Source organism: Falsiroseomonas sp. HC035 (genome assembly GCF_050563525.1).
GTDB lineage: Bacteria > Pseudomonadota > Alphaproteobacteria > Acetobacterales > Acetobacteraceae > Falsiroseomonas.
This window is the reverse complement of the sequence record NZ_JBNXUN010000002.1, coordinates 209,228-230,834: the sequence shown is the minus strand read 5'-3', so window position 1 is coordinate 230,834 and position 21,607 is coordinate 209,228. Positions and strand designations below refer to the sequence as shown.

The following is a 21,607-nucleotide window of genomic DNA, read 5'->3' as shown; positions in this document are numbered from 1 at the left end:
AATGTCGCGTCTTTCCATCCAGGGCCTGACAAAGGCCTATGGCCCCAACCGCGTGGTGGACAGCATCGACCTGACGCTGGAGGAGGGTGAGTTCGTCTCCCTTCTCGGCCCCTCCGGCTGCGGCAAGACCACCACGCTGCGGATGATCGCCGGCTTCGTCGATCCAAACGAAGGCAGCATCTCGCTCGACGGGCAGGTAATCTCCGCGCCCGGGTCGGTGTTGCCGCCGGAGAAGCGCGGCATGTCGATGATCTTCCAGAGCTACGCCATCTGGCCGAACATGACGGTGGCGGAAAACGTCGGCTTTGGCCTGAAGCTGCGCAAGCTTCCCGGCGCCGAGATCAAGCAGCGCGTCATGCAGATTCTTGAAGTGGTGCAGATGGCGCACCTGGCCGCGCGCTACCCGGCGGAATTGTCGGGCGGCCAGCAGCAGCGCGTGGCGCTCGCGCGCGCCATCGTGGTGAAGCCGGCCGTGCTGCTGCTGGATGAGCCGCTGTCGAACCTCGATGCCAACCTGCGCGAGGAAATGCGCTTCGAGATCCGACGGCTGCACGACGAGTTCCGCATCACCACCGTCTACGTCACCCATGACCAGTCCGAGGCAATGGCGACGTCCGACCGCATCGCGGTGATGAATGCCGGGCGGATCGAGCAGGTGGACGCGCCGCATCTTCTCTACACCCGCCCGCGCACCCGCTTCGTCGCCGGCTTCATCGGCCGCACCAACCTGCTGCCGGCGCAGCTCCGCAACGGCGAGGTCGGCTTCGGCGGCATTTCGATGCAGGCCGGGCAGGTGCCGGGTGCCGACACCGCGAAGGGCGGGGACATCCTGGTCTCCGTCCGTCCGCAGAGCATCGGGTTGCATCGGGAGAAGCCACTCGGCAGCGCACCGATGCTGGCGGGCGTGGTGGCGCAGCGCACCTTCCTCGGCGAGACCTGGGATTACGTGGTGACGGCGCAGGGCAGCGACCTGCGCCTGCGCGCCACCGCGCCACCGCTGCAGATCCACGAAGTTGGCGAACCGGTCTGGATGGCGTTCGATCCGCAGCAGATGGCGATGGTCGTCTGAGGCTGTTCACACTCCGCTGAGGCGTGAAGGAAGCGTCTGGCCGGGTGCCGGGCATGCGGCCTATGCAGGGCCGCATCAGACCCCCGGAGGATGATGGGCGAGACTTCGGACCTCTCCGCGCTCCCGGTTCCGAGCGACGGCGTGCATCGTATCCTGGGCCAGCGCCTCGGCCCCGACAGCTTCTCCGAACTCGGCTGGACGGTACTGCGGAACGATCCGCCCACCGATCCGCGCCTATCGAAGGTCGAGGCGGATTTCGTGCTTGCCGATCCGAGGCAGGGCATCGTTCTGGTCCAGCTTCCTCCGCATGCCCAGCGCCCGGCGGCGGAGCAGCTTCGCGCGCGTCTGGATGCGTCCGGATTCGCCGAGGCTGCGCCCGGTTTCCTGCCGATCGTCACGGTGCAATTGAACGACGGCGATGTCTGGCGGCTGACCGGCCTGCTCGATTTCGCCGTGGCGGCGGAGCCACCCCTTGAGGTTCAGGGCGACTGGGTGGCGCTGGCGCAGCAGGCCCTGCTGGCGGCGCCAGCCGCCGTCGCGTCGGCTTCGCCGGCCAAGCCGGCTGAGGCCGCAGCCGCCGGTGCGGTGGCCGCCGCGCGGCCCATGCGTCCGGCGCTGCCATTGCCGGAGGAACGCCAGCCGCTCGCGCCGGCCTCCCGCCCCGCGCGGCCGGGCCGGTTCCGCATGCTGCACCTGTTCTGGATCGCCGCGGTCCTGACGGGGGGGACCGCGTTCGGCCTGTTGCACTACCTCGGCCCGCCGCGCCAAGCCGCCGCGCCGGCTCCGGTCCAGGCCCGGATCGCCGAGGCGGACGCACCGGTGCGGGACGCTCCCGCCGTCCCGCCCCCGGCCATCCCGGCGCCACCGCCGCCCGCGGCGGCCCGCGAGCCGGTTCCGGTCGAGCAGGTCCGGCCTGTGGCGCCCCCGGCTGCGCCGGCCCCGACTGAACAGCAGGTCGCCGCGGCCGCTGCCATCCCGCTGCCGCCCCCACCTGCGCCACCGGTTCCGCCCCGGCCGGTTGTGGCGCGCGCCGCGCCGGACTCCCGCTGGTCGGACGAGCCGGCCTTCGTGCCGGAGCCTGAGCCGCCGCGTGAGTTGCCGCCGGAATGGTTCGTGGCGAAGCCGCCTGAAGCTGATCGGGACTGGTTCGACGGGCCGGAGCCGGGCCGGGCGCCGCAGGCAGCCGAATCGGGCGGGCCCGCCCGCATCTTCGTCCACCACCACCGCAGCCGCCGCGATCTGGCCGACAGCCTGGCCGGGCAGGCGCAGCGCCTGGGCGGCTCGGTGGAAGTGCGGGTGGTGCCGGCCACGCCGCCGACCGGCGAGATTCGCTACTTCAATCCCGGTGATCGGGAGATGGCGGAGCGGCTTGCGGCCACGCTGGGCGGAAGTTTCCGGCCCCGCAGCTTCACCAGCTTCTCCCCGCGCCCCAGTCGGGGGACGCTGGAGGTCTGGGTTCCCGGGCGCGACGAGGGCTGGGACTGAACCTGCGCAGGACATGCGCTGGGACATGCGACGGGGCCGGCCCCTTCCGGTGCCGGCCCCGCGCTTCCGCCCCGATCCCTGAGGATCGCGACGGGTAACTTGTTCCGAATCAGGCCGCGGCGGCGGCGCGCACCGGGGCGCGGTTGCCATTGGCGGCCGGCTTCGCGGGCAGGCGGAAATCGGGCTCGAACACGCGGCTGATCTCGCCGCGCACCAGGCCGATATCGGCCAATTCCCGGTCCGTCAGGGCGCGCAGGTTCTCATAGGTGCGGCGACGGTCGGGCCAGCTGCGGATGGTCGTACCCACGAAGACCAGGCCGCGACCAAGGCTGGCAAAGAAATGACGGATCCCGTCCGCGATCGCCTGGTCGCGCGCGCGGATGGCGGCGTGGCGCAGGACTTCGATCTCGCGGCTGGCGCGGTCCGGGGTGGGGTAGGAGAACAGGGTGACCTGTTCCAGGCTCTGGCGGGCGTCCATGATGACCTCTGTTGGGCTGCGTGGCGGCCTGGTCGTCCTCGACCTGAGCCACCGCGCTTCGCAGACGGGATATAGAGGCACGGAGGTCACAGGTGATGCGCCGAAGCCACAGCAGAGACATGCGTTCGACGCATGAAACATGTCGGACATATGTTTCTTCGTTAGGACTTGTATGAAACATTCCATGACACACGCAGGCCGCTTGGCCGCGCTCCGGGCCGAGCTGGCGCGCCGCAACCTCGATGGCGCCCTGGTGCCACGTGCCGACGCCTTCCTCGGCGAGTATGTCCCGCCTTCCGCCGAGCGCCTGGCTTGGCTGACCGGCTTCACCGGCAGCGCCGGCCTCGCCCTGGTCCTGCGCGACCGCGCGGTGCTGTTCGTGGACGGGCGTTACACCACCCAGGCGGCTGCCGAGGTGGACCAGGCTCTGTGGGAGTTCCGGCACCTGATCGAGGCGCCACCCGCCAGCTTCCTGCGCGACCATGCCGCCGGCTTGCGCATCGGCTACGATCCCTGGCTGCACCCGGCCGCCACGGTGGAGCGCCTGGCCGAAACCGGCGCCATGCTGGTGCCGCTGGCCGACAATCCCGTGGACGCCGTCTGGCGCGACCGCCCGCCGCCACCCGCCGGCCCGGCCCGGCCGCACCCGCTGGTGTTCGCGGGGCGTGAGGCGCAGGCGAAGCGGGATGAGGCGGCGGCCATGCTGCGCGGCGCCGGCCAGGCTGCCGTGGTGCTCGCGGACCCGCATTCCGTGGCCTGGCTGCTGAACATCCGCGGCGACGACCTCGGCCACACCCCGCTGGCACTGGCCACCGCGCTGCTGCACGACGATGCGCGCGTGGACTTGTTCCTGGACCCGGCACGCACGGATGCGGCGCTGCGGGCCCATCTCGGCAACGGCGTGGCGCTGCATCGGCCCGAGTCGCTGGCGGATGTGCTACGCGGCCTGGCCGGGAAGCGCGTCCGCCTGGACCCCGACGTCACCCCGGCCCGCTTCGGCCAACTGCTCCGCGAGACCGGGTCCGAGGCGGTGGCCGGGGAGGATCCGTGCCGCCTGCCGCGCGCCTGCAAGAACCCGGTGGAACAGCAGGGCGCCCGCGCCGCGCACCGGCGGGATGCGGTGGCACTGTGCCGCTTCCTCGCCTGGTTCGCCGAGGCGGCGCCGCGCGGCGGAGAAACGGAAATCTCCGCCGCCGCCCACCTGCTGGCACTGCGGGCGGAGACACCCCTGTTCGTGGCGGAGAGCTTCCCGGCCATCAGCGGCGCCGGGGAGCACGGCGCCATCATCCATTATCGCGCGACACCGGCGACCGACCGCCCGATCCGCCCCGGCGAGGCCTATCTGATCGACAGCGGTGCGCAGTACCGGGACGGCACCACGGATGTCACCCGAACCCTGTGGACCGGGCCCGGGGCGCCGCCCGAGGAGCTCGCGCTACACTATACCTTGGTGTTGCAGGGCCACCTCGCTCTCGCCGCGACGCGGTTTCCCGAAGGTGTCGCCGGGCCGCATTTGGATGCGCTGGCGCGGCGGCCGCTGTGGTCGCACGGGCTGGATTATGACCACGGTACCGGACATGGCGTCGGCAGTTTTCTTTCCGTGCATGAGGGCCCGGCCGGGATCAGCCGGCCCGCGCGGCCGATCCCGCTGCGGCCCGGCATGGTGCTGTCCAACGAGCCGGGCTTCTACCTTCCCGGCGCCTACGGCATCCGCATCGAGAACCTGCTGCTGGTGCGCCAGGCCGCGCAGTTGCCAAGCCAGGCGCGCCCCTTCCTAGATTTCGAGACGCTGACCTTCGCCCCCTATGAGCGCCAGCTTGTGGTGGCAGGGATGCTCACCGCAGCCGAGCGCACCCAGGTCGATGCCTACCACGCCGCCGTGCTGGCGCTGGTCGGACCGTCACTGCCGCCACGAGACGCCGCCTGGCTAGCCAAGGCCTGCGCCCGGCTCGCCTAAATACAGTCAAGGGGGTCTGGCCTGAAGCGGAATGGTTCGACTGCAACCTCTGGGAGTATTGTTCTTTACGTTTGCATCAGAAGGTTGTTGAATTAACCATCAACCTCCGCTTCACCCACAGCTGCGACCCTAGGACTGCATGTCCCAACAGCTCCGCCGTCGCGCCCTTCTTTCCCTGGCTGCAAGCCCGGCAATGCCGGCGTTCGCGGCCCCCCCCAACACGTCCCCCGGCCGTGCCGGCCTGGACCCATCGCCGCCGATCGAGGCGGAGCACTGGCGCGCCTTCTGCGCCCGCTTCCTGCTGGCAGAGGGCCGGGTGGTGGACACCGCCAATGCCGGCATCTCGCACAGCGAGGGGCAGGGCTGGGCGCTGCTCTGTGCCGAGCAGATGGACGACCGCGAGACCTTCGACCGCCTGCTGGGCTGGACCCGGCGGGTGCTGGCGCGCCCCAACGATGCGCTGTCCGCCTGGCGCTTCCGCCCGGACGGAGCGCGCGGCGGCGCGGTCGATGACATCAACAACGCCACCGACGGCGACCTGATGATCGCCTGGGCGCTGCTGCGCGCCGGGCGGCGCTGGGAGGCGCCCGGCCTGACCGCCCAGGGCACCGCCATCGCGCGCGACGTGCTGCGACTGTTGGTGCGGGAGGTCGGGGACGAGACCGTGCTGCTGCCCGGCGCCGCCGGGTTCGAGCAGCGCGAGCACATCGTCATCAACCCCTCCTACTACGCATTTCCGGCCTTGCGGGCCCTGGCCCAGGCGGTGCCGGACCCGACCTGGCTGCGGCTGGCGGTGGATGGCGTGGCGCTGCTGCGCCGGGCGCGATTCGGCCGCTGGGGCTTGCCGGCGGATTGGGTGGCGCTGCCGCGGTTGGGCGGCAGGCCGGCACCGGCCCCGGGCTGGCCGGCGCGGTTCTCCTACGACGCGCTTCGCGTGCCGCTCTATCTCGCCTGGGCCGGCATGGGGCGGGAGCCGGCGGCGGCCGGCGCGGCACGGTTCTGGACCGATCCACAGCATCAGCGCATGCCGGCCTGGACGGATTTTGCATCGGATGCAGTTTCTCCGTACCAGGCCTCCGCCGGCATACGTTCGGTTGCGCAGTTGACTATTGGCAGGCAGTCCGAATCCACATCACAACCGCGTTGGCCTTCGCCGAATGAGGCACAGGACTATTATTCAGCCGTACTTAGCTTGCTCGCACGTCTCGCTTGGCGGGATTCAACACTCGCTTCGATATAGAACTGCCGACGTGTTGAGATTAGGTATTCCCTAACCCTCGCGTTCACGGCATGTTGCACCGCGATTGGGGGTTCATCTCATATGCGCCAAGATACGGATGTAGCACGGGTCGCTGCCGCGTTGCGGGCCCCGGCTATCCGTTACCGCAGCTTCGGCAACGAGCCGGTCCGCACGCTGGCGCCAGCCCCCGTGCCGGATGCGGATCCCTATGCGCTGCTGGGTGCGGCGATGAATGCAGCCGCCGAAGTCGGGCAGCAGCAGGGCCTGCCGCCGGCGCCGCCCTGGCAGCCGCCGGCCGAACCGGCCGCGGCGTCGGGCCACTGGCACGAGCCGGTGCGGTTTCACGAGGTGCCCCAGCCCCAACCTCCGGCCAGCCCGCAATGGGCAACCCGCGAGGAGGATGCAACCCAGCAGCCTGGCCAGTGGCAGCAGCCGAGCTGGCCCGAGCCTGCCGCGCCGGCGCGTGCCGAGACGCTGGTGCCGAGCCGCCCGGTGACGCCGCCGGCTGCCTGGTCCGAGCCGCCGGTCGCCTGGCCTGAGCCGGCCGCGCCGGCCTGGCCCGAGCCGCCCGCTCCCGCGGCGTGGCGCGAGCCGCCTGCTCCTGCGGCCTGGCCCGAACCTCCTGCGGCCTGGACCGAGCCCCTGCCGCCCGTCGAGCCGCCGCGTCCGGCAGCCGTCCTGCCGCCTGCCCCGCCCGCAGAACCGGAGGCGCCGGCTCCGGCCTTGGTTGATCCGGTTCCGCCGCCCCCGCCGGCCGCGCAGGCGGTCGCGTCCGGCTGGACGCCTTCGGCACCACCTGCCGTCAGCCCGGAGGCGTCAGCGCGTGACCGGGTGGCAGCGCCCGTGGAAGCCCCGGCACGCGCGCCCGAACCCGCGGCAAAGCCGGCTTCGGTGGTGCCCGCCGCAGCCCCGGACATGCCGCTGCTGCGCGCGGCCGATGCGCCGGCGCCAGCGCTTCCGAAGCCCGCCCTCTCGACGCTGACGGAGCTTTCGGTCGCGCCGCCGCCGACGAAGCCGCCGGAGTCGCGGTCCATGGCGCCCCGCATGCTGTTCCCGCTGATTGAGGCGCTGGACCTTCCCGGCGGCATGATGCCGCGCCGGATGCAGGCCAGCGTGCCTGTGGCGGAGTACCTGGCACCGGAGCACCGGGCACCGGATTATCTGGCACCGGAGCACCGGACACCGGAGTACCGGGCACCGGAGCCGCCCGTCGTGGTGGACGCGGCGCCCGCGCCGCCGCCGCCGCCACGCATTCTTCTGGCGGCGGAAATCGACCTGCCGCTGCCGGAACTCCTGCGCCTTCTCGCTGCCGAACCGGCCGATTCCGCCGACGGCTTCCTCGCCCTGCGCCGACCCCCGCGCGCAGACCGCCCCACGACTTGACGGGAGGCCTACCCCGACCATGCCGCTGATCTGTTTCGCGTCCCCCAAGGGCGGCGTCGGCAAGACGACTTTGACGGCCAACCTGGCCGATGCGTTGCAGCGCGAGGGCCGTCGCGTGATGGTCATCGACTTCGACCCGCAGAACACGCTGCGGCTGCATTTCGGCGTGCCGCTGACCGACATGGGCGGCTTCACCGCGGAACTGCCGCGCCGGCCGGACTGGCGCGCCTGCGTGCGGGAGACCGCATCCGGCGTGATGGTGCTGCCGCATGGCGCGATGGAGTTGCGCGGCGCGCTCGGCCTGGCGGCGGCGCTGGAGCGCGACCCGGAACTGCTCGCCGCGCCGATGCGTGCCATTTTGTCCGACCCCGGCCTGACCGTGATCGCCGATACCTCGCCCGGTCCGTCGCATGCGCTGGCGGTGCTGGTGCCGATGGCATCGATGGTGATCGCGGTGCTGCAGGCGGAAGCGATCAGCGCCGCGCTGATCCCGGATATCGACAGCGGCCGCTTCCTCGGCTCGGGCACCATGGCGGCACTGTTCGCCGGACGGCTGCGCGTGGTGCTGAACGAGGTGGATCTCAATTCGCGCCTGTCGCGTGCCGCGGCGGATGCGGTGGCACGCCATCTCGGCCCGCGCCTGCTCGGCGCCGTCAGCCGCGACGAGACGATGGCGGAAGCGCTGGCGATGCAGAAGCTGGTGCAGGAGATCGCTCCCGACTCGCGCGCCGCGGAAGACATCCGCGGCATCGCGCGCGCCGTGGAAGCTGCGCTGCCGGCGGCACCGGAAGGCTTCGCGATGGGGTGGGGCGCGCGATGAGCCGATCCGGTTCCCTCCGACAGGGCCGCGCCTTCCGCGGCGGGCCCTGGGCACGCCGGTGGGTGTCCTGGCCGCTGATGCTGCTCAGCGTCATCATCGGCCTGACCTTCATGGTCGCACCGCTGGCGGCGGAACAGCAGGCCTGGCTCGCGGTTGCGGGCTTCCTGCTGTACCTGGTGGCGAACCGGATCCCCGGGCGCGCGATGACGATCTTCGTCGTCTTCATGTCCTGCCTGGTCTCCCTGCGCTACATCCATTGGCGAATGGTCGACACGCTGGAATTCACCAGCTTCCTGCAGACCTTCCTCGGCACCGGCCTGCTGCTGGCCGAGATCTACGCCATCACCACCATGCTGCTGGCCTATTTCCAGGCGATCTGGCCGCTGGACCGCAAGCCGGTGCCGCTGCCGGAGGACCCCGAGGAATGGCCGACGATCGACGTCTTCATCCCGAGCTACAACGAGCCGCTGGAGATCGTGAAGCCGGCCGTCTACGGCGCGCTGGCGATCGACTGGCCGCGGGACAAGATGAATGTCTACCTGCTGGATGACGGGCGCCGCGACGACTTCCGGCGATTCTGCGAGCAGGTCGGCTGCACCTACCTGATCCGCGCCGACAACAAGGGCGCCAAGGCGGGCAACATCAACGCCGCGCTGAAGGTCACCAACGGCGAATACATCTGCATCTTCGACTGCGACCACGTTGCGACCCGCGCCTTCCTGCAGCTGACCGTGGGCTGGCTGCTGCGCGACCGCGACCTCGCCATGGTGCAGACGCCGCACCATTTCTATTCGCCCGACCCGTTCGAGCGGAACCTGGCCTCCGGCCAGCGCGTCCCGAACGAAGGCCTGCTGTTCTACGGCATGGTGCAGCAGGGCAACGACCTCTGGAACGCCGCCTTCTTCTGCGGCAGCTGCGCGGTGATCCGGCGCGAGGCGCTGGAGGAAGTGGGCGGCGTGCCGACGGAGACGGTGACGGAAGACTGCCACTGCTCGCTCAAGATGCAGCGACGCGGCTGGCGCACGGCCTATATCCGCATCCCGCTCGCAGCCGGCCTGGCGACGGAACGCCTGATGCTGCACATCGGCCAGCGCATGCGCTGGGGCCGCGGCATGATCCAGATCCTGCGGATCGACAACCCGATGCTCGGTGCCGGGCTGAAGTTCCACCAGCGCTGCTGCTACTTCATGTCGCAGTTCCACTTCCTGTTTCCGCTGCCGCGCTTCGTCTTCCTGACGGCGCCGCTGGCCTTCCTGCTGTTCGGTGAAAGCATCATCGCGGCCTCGCCGCTGGCGATCCTTGCCTATGCGGCACCGCACATCCTGCACTCCGTGGGCGCGACGAGCCGCCTGTCCGGCCATGTGCGCCACAGTTTCTGGTCGGAGATCTATGAGACGGTGCTGGCGCTGTATTTGATCCCGGTGATGCTCGCGACGCTGCTCGACCCGAAGAAGGGCAAGTTCAACGTGACCGACAAGGGCGGCACGCTGCAGGAAGGCTTCTTCGACCTGCGCGCCGTCGGCCCGAACATGGTCCTCGCCCTGGCGCTGATCGCAGGCTTGCTGTCCGGCATCTACGGCCTGACCACGAACCCCGTGGACAGCCTGGACTTCCAGGCCTTCGCGCTGAACTTCCTGTGGGCGACGCTGTCCTTCATCGTGGTGCTGGCCGGCCTCGCCGTCGGCCGCGAACGCCGGCAGGTGCGCGAACGCGCCCGCGTCGGCGCCGTCATCGCGGCGAATGTGGTGCTGGCGGATGGCCAGGTGCTCGAGGGCGAGACGCAGGACCTTTCGCTCGGCGGCGCCGCCATCTCCATCACCCGCCCGGCGACGGTGCCGGAGGATGCGAACATCACCCTTGAACTCGACGTCGGGCCTGAATGGGTGGCGATCCCGGCCGAGGTGCTGCGCTGGCAGGACGGCCGCATGCAGGTGCGGTTCGCGGCGCAGACCCTGCACGACGAAGGCAACATCGTTCGCGCCGTGCTCGGCCGCGCCGATGCCTGGGTGGACTGGGACGACGTGCGGGAGGACGTGCCGCTGCGCAGCCTGGGCGAGGTCGCGCGTTCCATCGGCGGCCTGTTCCGCGGCGACAGCCAGCTCCGCTTCTTCACCCGCCGCAGCAAGCAGGCGAAGGTCGTGGTGCGGGTCGAGGCACCGACCGTGGCGATGCAGGCCGAGCAGGCGGCGCAGGCCGAGCAGCCGGACGTGCCCGTGGCGACCGCCGCGACGGCACGGCGGGCTCGGGGCGAAAGCAACATCCGCCGCGCCGCCGCCATCGCGCTGATGCTGGCGCTCGGGACGCCGGGGTTGGCGATGGCGCAGGTGAACCTGCGCGGCGCACCGCCGCCGCCGGCCCCCTTGCAGCCAGGCCCGCAGGGCCTGCCGCTGAGCCTGACGCCGCAATCCCCGGGTGTCGGCACCTTCGGCGCGCCGGCGACACAGAGCGGCGCCGTGCCGCTCGGTCTTCCGGCGCAGTCGCCGGGCATCGGCACCTTCGGCGCGCCCTCCGGCCAGGGCGGCGCCGTGCCGCTGCAGGTGCAGGGCTCGCCCTTCGGCCAGCCGGGCGCGACGCCGTTCGGCCAGCCCGCACAACCCGGCGGGACGCCGTTCGGGCAACCGGCGCAGCCGGGCGCCTTCGGCAGCACGCCGACGCCGCAGCCGGGCTCGGCCAATACCGGCCTGCCGCCGCTGCCCGTGGCGCAGCCGGGCTATCTCGGTCCGGTGGGCGGCCCAAGCGGCCCGGCCATCGGCAGCTTCGGTGCGCCCTCCGGCGATTTCGGCTCCACGCGCACGGAAACCCGAACGCTGCGCCAGCTCGGCCTGCGCGCGCCGATGCAGATGCGCGGCACATCGGACCTTCAGGGCGTGCTGTTCGGCGTCCGCGGCGACGAGGTGGTGACCGGTGCGCGGCTGGTCCTGCAGGGCGCGACCAGCCCGGCGTTGATCCCGGAATACAGCCAGGTGGCGATGGCGCTGAACGAGCAGTTCGTCGGCGTGATCAACCCCGACCGCAACAGGCCTGCCTTCGGCCCGCTGGAATTCCCGATCAACCCGGTCTTCTTCGCCGACCTGAACCGGCTGAACTTCCGCTTCACCGGCCGCTATACCCAGGAGTGCAACGACCCGCTCTCGGGCCTGCTCTGGGCCAACGTCTCCGACCTTTCCACCCTGCAGCTGACGCTGGAGCGCCTGCCGTTGCAGCGCGACCTGGCCCGCCTGCCGGAGCCGTTCTTCGACCCGCGCCTGCTGCGGGAGCCGCTGGTGCTGCCGGTGGTGGTGCCGCAGGCGGTGAGCAACGAATCGCTGAAGGCGGCCGCCACCGTGGCCTCCTGGTTCGCGGTTCAGGCGGATTACCGAGGCGCCAGCTTCCCGGTCTCCTTCAGCCTGCCGCAGCGTGGCAATGCCGTGGTGATCGCCGGCGGACCGGAGACGGTGCCCGGCCTCGCGCTGCCGCGCTTCGACGGGCCGACCCTGGCGTTGATCCCGAACCCGACGGACCGCTTCGGCCTGCTGCTGATCGTCGGCGGCCGCACCGGCGAGGAAGCGGCGCAGGCCGCGATCGTGCTGGCGAACAGCAAGGAAGCGCTGGCCGGCGAGATCGCCGTGGTGCAGCCGGTCAGCGTCCCGACCCGCCAGCCCTACGACGCGCCGCGCTGGGTGCGCAGCGACCGGCCTGTGCGGCTCGGGGAACTGGTGGACCCGTCCGAGCTCCAGGCCTTCGGCTACGCGCCGGGCCCGATCTCGGTGCCGTTCCGGACGGCGCCGGACCTGTACACCTGGCGTGGCCGGCCGCTGCCGGTGGAGCTGCACTACCGCTCCCCGCCCGGGCCGATCATGGATGTGGCGGTCTCCCGTCTCGACATCGCGCTGAACGACATCTACCTGCGCAGCCTGCCGTTGCGCGATGCGGATGCGCCCTGGCCGCTCAGCATCCTGACGCGGCAGTTCGGCCAGACGGAGCGGCTGACCTCGCGCTTCGGCCTGCCGCCCTACCTGATCTTCGGCGCCAATGAGTTGCAGATGCGCTTCGACATACGCCCGCTGCACCGTGGCGACTGCATCGCGGTGCCGGCCGATGTGCGCGCCGGCATCGACCCGGACAGCACCATTGACCTGTCCGATGCGCACCGCTTCACCACGCTGCCAAACCTCGCCTTCTTCGCGGGCTCCGGCTTCCCCTTCACCCGCATGGCGAACTTCACCGAGACGGGCGTGGTGGTGCCGGAACAGCCGAGTGCAGCGGAGCTCAGCTCCTTCCTGACTCTGATGGGCCGCCTCGCCTCCCATGTCGGCCATGCCACCACCGGCATCACGGTGGTGCGGCCCGGTGGCCTCGACAGCGTCGCCGGCAAGGACCTGCTGGTGATCGGCCCGCTCGGCCGGCAGCCGGCGCTGGAGCGCCTGTTGCGCGAGGATGGGCCGGTGCGGCTGGAAGGCAACCGCCTGACCGTCGCCCTGCCGGATGCGCTGGAGGGCTTCCGCAACCTGTTCCTGGGCGACGAGCCGCGGGTGGCGCGGGAACAGGCGCAGGCGCTGCTGACCTCCACCGGCGATGGCCTCGGCATCCTGATGGGCTTCGAAAGCCCGCTGCGCTCCGGCCGTTCCGTCGTGGCGCTTTCGGGCACCACGACGCAGGGGCTGGAGGACATGCTGGCGGCGCTGCGCGATCCGGAACAGGCGCCGCGCGTACAGGGTGACCTGGCAATCCTGTCCTCCGGCCGCATCAGCGGCTTCACGCTCGGCAACCACTACACGGTCGGCTCCCTGCCGCCCCACATCTGGCCGCAATACTTCCTGCAGACCCGGCCGGACCTGCTGCTGCTGCTGCTGGCGATTTCCTGCGCCATCGTCGCCGTTCCCGCCTACTGGGCGCTGCGCCGTCGCGCGGCCATCCGTCTCCGGACGAGGACCACATGACCAGAGTGACAACTTCGTCCTACCGGGCGGGCCTTCTCGGCACGGCGCTGGTGGCGGCCGTACTGCTCGCGGCGCCGGCCTCGGCGCAGGATCGCGGCATCACGGCGCTGCTGGACCAGGCGAACTACTGGAAGCTGCAGAACAGGCCGGACCAGGTGGTTCGCACGCTGGAACGCGTGATCCAGGTGGACCCGCGCAACGCCGATGCCCTCGCCGGCATCGCGGAGGCGCAGGCGCAACTCGGCAACGTGGCGCAGGCGCAGGAAGCGCTGGGCCAGCTGCGTGCCAATGCACCGGCGGACCCGCGCACGGCGCAGGCGCAGGTGGCGGTGCGGACCTCCACCGTGGATGCCGGCGCGCTGGCGCAGGCGCGGCAGCTGGCCCAGGCCGGCCGCAACGCGGAGGCCGTGCAGGGCTACCGCACCATCTTCGCCGGTGCCCCGGTGCCGGACAGCTTCGCACTCGAATACTACCAGGCCCTTGCCGGCACCGAGAACGGCTGGGCGGAAGCGCGCCAGGGCCTCGGCCGGCTCGCGCAGCGCAACCCGAACAACACCGCCGTGCAGCTCGCCAACGCCCAGGTGTTGACCTACCGCGAGGAAACCCGCGCCCAGGGCATCGAATCGCTGCGCCGCCTGTCCAACCGCCCCGACAGCCAGCAGAGCGCGACCGCCGCCTGGCGCCAGGCGCTGACCTGGATCGGACCGGGGCCGGAGGCGGTGACGCCACTTGAAGGCTACCTGCAGCAATTCCCGAACGACGCCGAGATTCAGCGGCGGCTCCAGGAAGCCCGCAACCCGCCGCAGGGCGCGGTGGACGAGGTGGGCAGTGCCCGCGTTACCGCCTGGCGCAACTACAATGCCGGCCGCCTGCGCGAGGCGGAGGAGACCTTCACCGCGCTGCTGGCGGTGGAGCCGAACGACCCGGACGGCCTGGGCGGCCTCGGCCTGATCCGGCTGCGCCAGGGCCGGCAGGCGGATGCCCGCCGGCTGCTGGAACAGGCGATCGAGGCCGACCCGGCACGCCGCGCCGATTGGCAGCGGGCGCTGGCCGGTGCCTCGGTGCGGCCGACCGCGCCGGGCCGGGCTGGCGCTGGCGGCGGCGGCACGCCAGGGCCGGACATCCAGGCGGCGCGCAACCTGGTCGCCGCCGGCAACGTCTCCGAGGCCGAGCCGCTGCTGGCGCGCATTGTCGCGCGCAACGGCGGCGACCGGCCGGATGCCGAGGCGCTGCTGGGCGACATCGCGCTGCGCCAGGGCAATGCCGGGCTGGCCGAGCAGCGCTACCGCGCCGCCCTGGCACGCCGCGGCAATTTCGGCGCGGCGATGTCGGGCCTGGCGAACGCGCTGCAGGAACAGGGCAAGTTCGCCGAGGCCGAGGAGGTGTTCCGCAGGCTCGGTGGCACCAATGCCCCCCAGGTGCGCGCCGAGGCGCTGCGCGCCGAGGCCGAGCGGACCGACGACCCGGAAGCCGCCAGTGCCCTGCTGCGCGCGGCGATCCAGAACGACCCGGCAAATCCCTGGCCGCGGCTGGATTTCGCGCGTCTGCTCGCCCGCTCCGGCCGTGGGGCCGAGGCGAACCAGATGATCGCGGCGACGGTGGCCAACCGCGCGACGCCGGACACGATCCATGCGGCCGCGATCTTCGCGAGCGAGCAGGGACGGCCGGCCGATACCGTGCAGTTGCTGGAACGCATCCCGGCCCGCAGCCGCACGGCGGACCAGAACCGGCTGCTGACCTCCTCCCGCGTGCAGGGGGAGGTGCAGGCCGCGGCGTCGCTGGCGCGAATCGGGCGGCGGCAGGAGGCGCGGAACCGCCTGATCGCCATCGCCTCGCGCCGCGACCCGACCGGAGAGGCCGGGCCGGCGGCGGTGCGCGCGTTGAACGCCATGAACGATCCGCGCGGCGCGCAGGAAGCGGCGCGGATGTATGCCATCGCGCAGCGTGGCCAGGCGCCCTCGGCGCAGCTTGCCGGCGCGTCGACGCTGCTGGAAGCCGGGCTGAACCAGGAGGCGGCAAACCTCGCCTCCGGCATCGATGCCAACCGGCTGACGGCCGACCAGCGGCGCCAGGCCAACAGCATCTCCGCCGGCCTGTCGATCCGCGCGGCGGACCAGCTGAACCGCGCCGGCGACCAGGCCAGCGCCTTCGACGTGCTGATGCCGACGCTGCGGCAGAACCCTGAGAACCCCGCCGCCAACCTCGCCCTGGCACGCTTGTATCAGGGCGCGCGGGAGCCGGAGCAGGCCGGGCGCATCGCCGAGGCGGTGCTGTCCCGCAACCCACGGGACACCGATGCACGGCAGGCGGCCATCGATGCCGCCATCGCCAATCGCGACTGGAGCCGGGCGGAGGCCATCCTGTCCGAGGGCCGGGCGCTGATGCCGAACGATGCGCGCATCCCGCTGCTCGAAGCGCGGCTTGCCCGCGCCTGGGGCGACCAGCGCCGTGCGCGCAACGCGCTGGAACAGGCGGCGCAGCTGCGTCGCCAGCAGATCGGCGTCAGCAACCCGCCCGGGATGCTCGGCGGGTCCATGGTGCCGCAGGCGACCCTGCCGCAGCAGCAGGCGCCGCAGGGCTACGAGAACCCGTTCCGCCGCGTGCCGCTGGCGGGCCAGGATTTCGGCCAGCCGCAGGCAGGCGGCCAGAGGAGCGGCCAGATGCAGGGCCAGCAGTTCAGCCAGGCCCAGGGCTTCGCCCCGCAGGGCGCGCAGCCGGCCGACCCGCTGCTGAACGAGATCAACCGCCAGCTGGGCGAGGTGCGGCAGGAAGCCGCGCCGCGCGTGACGCCGGCGATCGGCATGCGCGTGCGATCGGGCGATGACGGCATCGACTCGCTGACAGAAACCCATGTCGGCGCGGAGGGCAGCGTCGCGGTGCCCGGCATCGGCGGGCGGCTGACCGCGCGCGCCAGCGCGGTCACGCTGGACAATGGCGAGCTGTCCGGCTCGCTGCCTGCGATGCGGCGCTTCGGCAGCTTTGCGTCATCCCTGCCCGGCCTGCAGGGCACGCTGACGCCGCAGCAGGCGGCGCAGGCGCGCAACACCGAAAGCAGCCAGTCCGGCGTGGCGCTCGGCGCTGCCTATGCGCGGTCCGGCTTCACCGCTGATATCGGCAGCACGCCGCTCGGCTTCCTGCAGGAAAATATCGTCGGCGGGTTGGAGATCGCGCCCGAGATCGGCGACGGCGTGCGGCTGCGGCTGACCGCGGAGCGCCGCGCGATGACGGACAGCCTGCTGTCCTGGGGCGGCCTGCGCGACCCGCAGAGCAACACCATCTGGGGCGGCGTCGTGCGCACCGGCGGCCGCGCGCAGATCGAGTTCAGCAGCGGCGAGACGAATTTCTACATCGCCGGCGGCTACTACACGATGGCCGGAGAGGGCGTGGCGGAGAACAGCCGGATGGAAGCCGGGGCCGGCTTCCAGACGCCGATCTGGCGCTCGGCGACGGAGGAGTTGGTCGCGGGCCTCGACCTTGTCTACTTCGCCTACGACAAGAACCTGCGCTTCTTCACGCTCGGCCATGGCGGCTACTTCAGCCCGCAGTCCTTCATTGCGGCGAACGTGCCGATCGACTGGCGCGGGCGGTCCGAGAACCTGTCCTACAGGGCTGGCGCCACCATCGGCGTCGCGACCTTCACCGAGGATCGCACGCCCATCTTCCCGAACGATACCGGGTTGCAGGGCGGGTTGCAGAGCCGTGCCAACAGCGAACCGGGCGTGGATGCCTTCTACTCCGGCCAGTCCAAGACCGGCCTGACCGGCGGTCTGCGCGGCGATATCGAGTACATGGTCACGCCGCAGCTGCGCATCGGCGGCGCACTGCGCTTCGATCAGGCAGCGGATTGGAGCGAGACGCGGGGCCTGGTCTATGCCCGCTATCGCTTCGATCGCTGATTTGAGGCATCAGGTGCCGACGCAGCCTCCGGCTGCCTGGTGCGTCGGGTCAACGGCACGCCTTCGGCGTGACACACAAGTGGTGGGCCACATTCGCGACCTCGGCACGCTCTGCGTTTCAAGGGTCCCGCGTTTCTGAGCCATGGTATGGGAATGGGCATGATGGATCTCGCATCGGCGGAACCGGCGACGGCCGCCTATCTCGCCCGGCGCGGCGTCGCGTCGCAGTGGCGCCTGTTCCTGCGCGGGCTGGTGGAGACGCTGGAGGAACATTTGGACGTCTCCGGCCGCGACGCGCTGCTGCGCGCCGTGGGCCGCCGCATGGCGGCTGCGATGCCGCTGCCGCATTGCGACACGCTGAAGGCGCTGGAATCGCAGATCAACAACGCGCTGGCAGCGGCCGAATGGGGCTACTGCCAGTTGGCCGTCGATGTCGAGCATCGGCGCCTGCTGGTCAGCCACGGCGCGGCACCGGCCATCGGCGCCGGCGACGATGCCGATGGCGGCTGGATCGGCGCGGTGCTGGAGGGGCTTTACGCCGGCTGGCTGACGGAACAGCCGGGTGCCGATGCGGCGCTGAAGCCGGTCATCTCCACCTATGCCGCCGGTGAGGCTCGCCTCCACTACGGCCGGGCCTGACCCCCGACCGCAATCTCCAGCCACCCGCGCGGGTCGAGCCGCGCCGTGTCGCCGGGCAGCAGCAGCACCGTCGTCGTATCGCTCTCCACGATCGCCGGGCCCGACACGGCCTGGCCAGGGGCCAGCGCCACGAAGGCGAAGACCGGAATGTCCCGCATGCCGCCCGCGATGTAGGCGCGGCGCTGCGTCATCGGCGTGGAGGGCGGGCAGGCGGGCATCACCGCCACGGGCAAGGCCGGCAGCCGGCCGATGGCGGCGACGCGCGCCGTGACCAGCACCACTTCCTCGCCGCGCAGGGCATAGGTGAACAGGGCCTCGTGCCGGGCGTGGAAGGCCGAAGCCAGGTGCTCCGGCAGGCCAGGGACCTCCCACGGCACGGCATCCAGCGGTACGCCGACTTCGAACACCTGCTCGCCATAGCGCATGTCGGCGCTGCGGCGGAGGCCGGGATCGCCGGATGGCATCCACTCCGCCATGCGGGCGCGGGCGGCGGCTTCCAATTCCGCGAACAGCATGCGCAGCGCCGGTTCCTCCGGCAGGCCGGTGCTGCCGACCAGGCTGCGCGACACCTCGTAGCGCAGGTCGGTCTGTAGCATCCCCCAGGCGGACAGGCCGGCCGCCAGCAGCGGCACGGCGACCCGCGTCATCCCGAGGTCGCGCGCCACCGCGCTGGCATGCAGCCCCGCGGCACCGCCGAAGGCGAGCAGGCAGAAGCCACGCGGATCTACGCCGCGACGGACCGTGGCGACACGGATGCCATCGGCCATCGCGACATTGGCCAGCGCATGGATGCCGGCGGCGCAGTCCATCATCGGAAGGCCGAGCGCATCGCCGAGCCGCGCAACCGCCGCCTCCGCCGCTGGCAGGTCCAGTGCGCGCCGGCCGCCGAGGAAGCGCGCCGGGTCCAGGTAGCCGAGCACCAGGTTGGCGTCCGTCACCGCCGGCTCCGTGCCGCCGGCACCGTAGCAGGCCGGGCCGGGAACGGCCCCGGCGCTACGCGGACCCACGCGCATCATCCCGCCGGCGCCGACATGCGCCAGCGATCCACCACCGGCGCCGAGCGTCACGATGTCCAGGCTTTCCAGCGCGATACGCTCCCCGCCCACCACGCGGCCGCGGCCGAGCGCGGCTTCCCCGGCCTCGATCAGCGCGACATCGGTGGAGGTGCCGCCAACATCGAAGGTGACCAGGTTCTCGCCAAGGCCGCCACGCGCCAGCGCCAGCCCGGCGGCGACGCCGCCGGCCGGGCCGGAGAGCGCCGTGCCGGCGGCCAGCCGCGCGGCCTCGCCGACCGGCGCGACGCCGCCATGTGACAGGATGACGAACAGGGGCGCGGCCAGCCCCGCCTCCGCCAGCCGCGTCTCCAGCCGGCCGAGGTAGCGCGCGACGATCGGCCCCACCGCGGCGTTCACCACGGTGGTGGAGAAGCGCTCGAATTCCTTGATCTGCGGCAGCACGTCGGAGGACAGGGTAACATAGGCCCCGGGCAGCGCCGCGGCGACGGCAGCGCCGGCCGCCTGTTCATGCGCCGGGCTGCGCCAGGCATGCAGCAGGCAGATCGCCACCGCCTCGACCTTTTCGGCCTGCAGCGCCGCGATGGCCTCGGCCAGCGAGGTGTCGTCCAGCGCAACCGCAACCTCCCCGCTGGCCAGGATCCGTTCGTGGAGGCCGAGGCGGAGGCGGCGCGGCACCAGCGGCTCCGGGGGTGACAGGCGCAGGTCGTAGCGTTCGGGCTTCAGCCCCTCCCGCATCTCGATGATGTCGCGGTGGCCTTCGGTGGTCAGCATGCCGATGCGGGCCACGCGGCGCTCGAGCAGCGCGTTGGTGGCGACGGTGGTGCCGTGCACTAGGCGTTCCGTGTGCGCCAGCAGGTCGCGCAGCGTCACGCCGAGCAGCCCGGCCAGTACGGCGAGGCCATCGAGCACGCCGCGCGACTGGTCCTCCGGCGTCGTCGCAGCCTTGGCGAGGAGGGTGGCGCCATCGGAGCCGATGCAGACCACGTCGGTGAAGGTGCCGCCGACGTCGCAGCCGATCCGGTAGGGCGGGCGCATCAGACCAGCCCCTCCCCGGCATCGGCGGCGCGGGCCGCCGGATCGCGCCGGGCCGGATCGCCCCAGCCGCCGCCGCCGCCGGACCGCACATGCAGCACGTCGCCGGGCGCCAGAGCGATGCCGGCTTCCTTGGTCCGCAGGTCGCGCGCCTCGCCCGCCACCGGCAGCAGCCGGTAGTGGTGCGGCGCGCCGTCCTGCCCGCCGAGCATTCCCGCCGCGCCGTGCCGCGCGCCGTCACCCGCGGTGTTGGCGCGGGCCGGGCCGGCGGTCTGCAGCACCAGCTCCAGCTCGCCGCCCAGGCCGCCGCGGTACTGGCCGTCGCCGGCGGAGCCCGCCAGGAATTCATGGCGCCTGAAGAACAGGGGAAAGCGCGCCTCGGCCATCTCGACGCTGCCGAACTTCAGGCCGCCGGCGGAATGCCACTCGCCGGCGCCGGACCAGCCGTCGCCCTTCGCGTGGCCGCCGCCGCCGGGGCGGGCGTGGAACAGGTGCCAGACGAATTTCTTGCCCGGACGCCGAGGGTCCTCGCCCTGGATCGCGATGCGGAACCGTCTGCCCCAGCCGCCCATGGCGCGCTCCGGGCAGGCGTTGGACAGCGCCTTGACCACCGCCTCGACGATCTCGTTGGAGCAATGGCTGGTGCACAGCGTCACCGCCGCGCCGGGAGCGGCGCGCACCACCGTGCCCTCGCGGGCGATGACCGTCAGCGGGCGGAAGGCGCCGTCGTTCTTGGCGACCTCGGGGTCCAGCAGGTAGGCCAGCGCCATGCGCACGGCGCTGACCGTGTTGGGCCAGGAGGAATTGACGAAGCCGAGCGTCTGCGGGTCGCTGGCCGTCAGATCCACCACCAGCGTGGCGCCCTGCTTGGTGACGGTGGCGCGGATCGTCACGTCCTCGGCGCCATGCCCGTCATCGTCCAGCACCGCCTCGCCGTGGTAGGTACCGTCCGCCCAGCCGGAGATGATGCGCCCGGCATGCGCCTCGGCAAGGTCGAGGATAGCCTCCACCGCCGCGTTCAGCCTGGCGGCGCCGTGGCTGGCCAGCAGCGCCTCCAGCCGTTTCGCGCCGAGCCGGGCCGAGCCCCACATCGCCATCAGGTCGCCGCGGAAATCGCGGGCGATGCGGGTGTTGAGCGCCAGCATGGCGACCAGATCCTCCCGCAGCGTGTCGCCCTCGCCGAGCCGGATCGGCGGGATGCGGAGGCCCTCCTGCCAGATTTCGGTGGCGCCCGGGTTGTAGCCGCCATGGGTGGCGCCGCCGATGTCGGATTGGTGGGCGCGGACGACGCAAAGGAAAACCAGCGCCCCTTCCTCGAAGACGGGCAACACGATCGTCAAATCCGGCAGGTGGCTGCCGCCGTGCCAGGGGTCGTTCAGCAGGAAGCAGTCGCCGGGGCGCATCTGGCCCGGAAACGCTGCCAGCACCGCCTCCGCCGCGAAGGGCATGGCGCCGACATGCACCGGGATGTGGTCCGCCTGCGCCACCAGCCGGCCGCGCGCGTCGCACAGCGCGATGGAAAAATCGCGGGAGGAGTTCAGGATCTGGGAGGTCGCGGTGCGCAGCAGCGCCTCCCCCATCTCCTCCACCACCGCCCGGAAGCGGTTCTCGAGCACGGCGAGGGTGACGGGATCAGGAGCGGTTTCGGTCATGCCCCGACGGTCCTGCCTGGG

General features: G+C 71.9%; 12 protein-coding genes. 9 read left to right on the top strand and 3 right to left on the bottom strand.

Annotated elements, in window-relative coordinates; all coding sequences use genetic code 11:
- Position 1 precedes the first annotated feature (1 nt).
- Both ACLF3G_RS05515 and ACLF3G_RS05510 read left to right on the top strand, forming a co-directional pair.
- The gene (locus ACLF3G_RS05515) at positions 2–1,069 is read left to right on the top strand and encodes an ABC transporter ATP-binding protein (protein ID WP_430668339.1); all 1,068 of its coding nucleotides are present in this window, start codon (positions 2–4) and stop codon (positions 1,067–1,069) included.
- Between the two features lie 141 nt (positions 1,070–1,210).
- Positions 1,211–2,554, top strand: coding sequence for a hypothetical protein (locus ACLF3G_RS05510; RefSeq protein WP_430668338.1), 1,344 nt, complete (start codon positions 1,211–1,213; stop codon positions 2,552–2,554).
- A 109-nt stretch (positions 2,555–2,663) separates the two neighbouring features.
- Here ACLF3G_RS05510 and ACLF3G_RS05505 read toward each other — a convergent pair whose 3' ends face one another.
- A complete protein-coding gene (locus ACLF3G_RS05505; protein ID WP_430668337.1) occupies positions 2,664–3,032 on the bottom strand; it encodes a DUF1127 domain-containing protein in 369 nt (122 codons plus the stop codon).
- Positions 3,033–3,216: 184 nt separating this feature from the next.
- Between ACLF3G_RS05505 and ACLF3G_RS05500 the strand changes: the two genes are divergently transcribed.
- The 7 genes from ACLF3G_RS05500 (at position 3,217) to bcsD (ending at position 17,886) form a co-directional block, all read left to right on the top strand.
- Positions 3,217–4,989, top strand: coding sequence for an aminopeptidase P family protein (locus ACLF3G_RS05500; protein ID WP_430668336.1), 1,773 nt, complete (start codon positions 3,217–3,219; stop codon positions 4,987–4,989).
- 193 nt (positions 4,990–5,182) lie between these two features.
- Entirely contained in the window at positions 5,183–6,229 is a 1,047-nt protein-coding gene (locus tag ACLF3G_RS05495) for a glycosyl hydrolase family 8 (RefSeq protein WP_430668335.1), read from the top strand.
- 81 nt (positions 6,230–6,310) lie between these two features.
- Entirely contained in the window at positions 6,311–7,612 is a 1,302-nt protein-coding gene (locus ACLF3G_RS05490; RefSeq protein ID WP_430668334.1) for a hypothetical protein, read from the top strand.
- Positions 7,613–7,631: 19 nt separating this feature from the next.
- Positions 7,632–8,432, top strand: coding sequence for a cellulose biosynthesis protein BcsQ (gene bcsQ / locus ACLF3G_RS05485; RefSeq protein WP_430668333.1), 801 nt, complete (start codon positions 7,632–7,634; stop codon positions 8,430–8,432).
- Complete coding sequence (gene bcsA / locus ACLF3G_RS05480; RefSeq protein ID WP_430668332.1) at positions 8,429–13,351, top strand: UDP-forming cellulose synthase catalytic subunit; 4,923 nt, start codon at positions 8,429–8,431, stop codon at positions 13,349–13,351. Before bcsQ ends, bcsA begins: the two co-directional genes overlap by 4 nt.
- Positions 13,348–17,247, top strand: coding sequence for a cellulose synthase subunit BcsC-related outer membrane protein (locus ACLF3G_RS05475; RefSeq protein ID WP_430668331.1), 3,900 nt, complete (start codon positions 13,348–13,350; stop codon positions 17,245–17,247). The genes bcsA and ACLF3G_RS05475 overlap by 4 nt, the downstream gene beginning before the upstream one ends.
- Before the next feature lie 159 nt (positions 17,248–17,406).
- Positions 17,407–17,886, top strand: a complete 480-nt coding sequence (bcsD, locus tag ACLF3G_RS05470; RefSeq protein WP_430668330.1) for a cellulose biosynthesis protein BcsD — start codon at positions 17,407–17,409, stop codon at positions 17,884–17,886.
- Here bcsD and ACLF3G_RS05465 read toward each other — a convergent pair.
- Positions 17,871–19,937 (bottom strand): hydantoinase/oxoprolinase family protein, encoded by a 2,067-nt coding sequence (locus tag ACLF3G_RS05465; protein WP_430668329.1) that lies wholly within the window; start codon positions 19,935–19,937, stop codon positions 17,871–17,873. The genes bcsD and ACLF3G_RS05465 overlap by 16 nt on opposite strands.
- Positions 19,937–21,586, bottom strand: a complete 1,650-nt coding sequence (locus tag ACLF3G_RS05460) for a hydantoinase B/oxoprolinase family protein (protein WP_430668328.1) — start codon at positions 21,584–21,586, stop codon at positions 19,937–19,939. Before ACLF3G_RS05460 ends, ACLF3G_RS05465 begins: the two co-directional genes overlap by 1 nt.
- Positions 21,587–21,607: the final 21 nt, after the last annotated feature.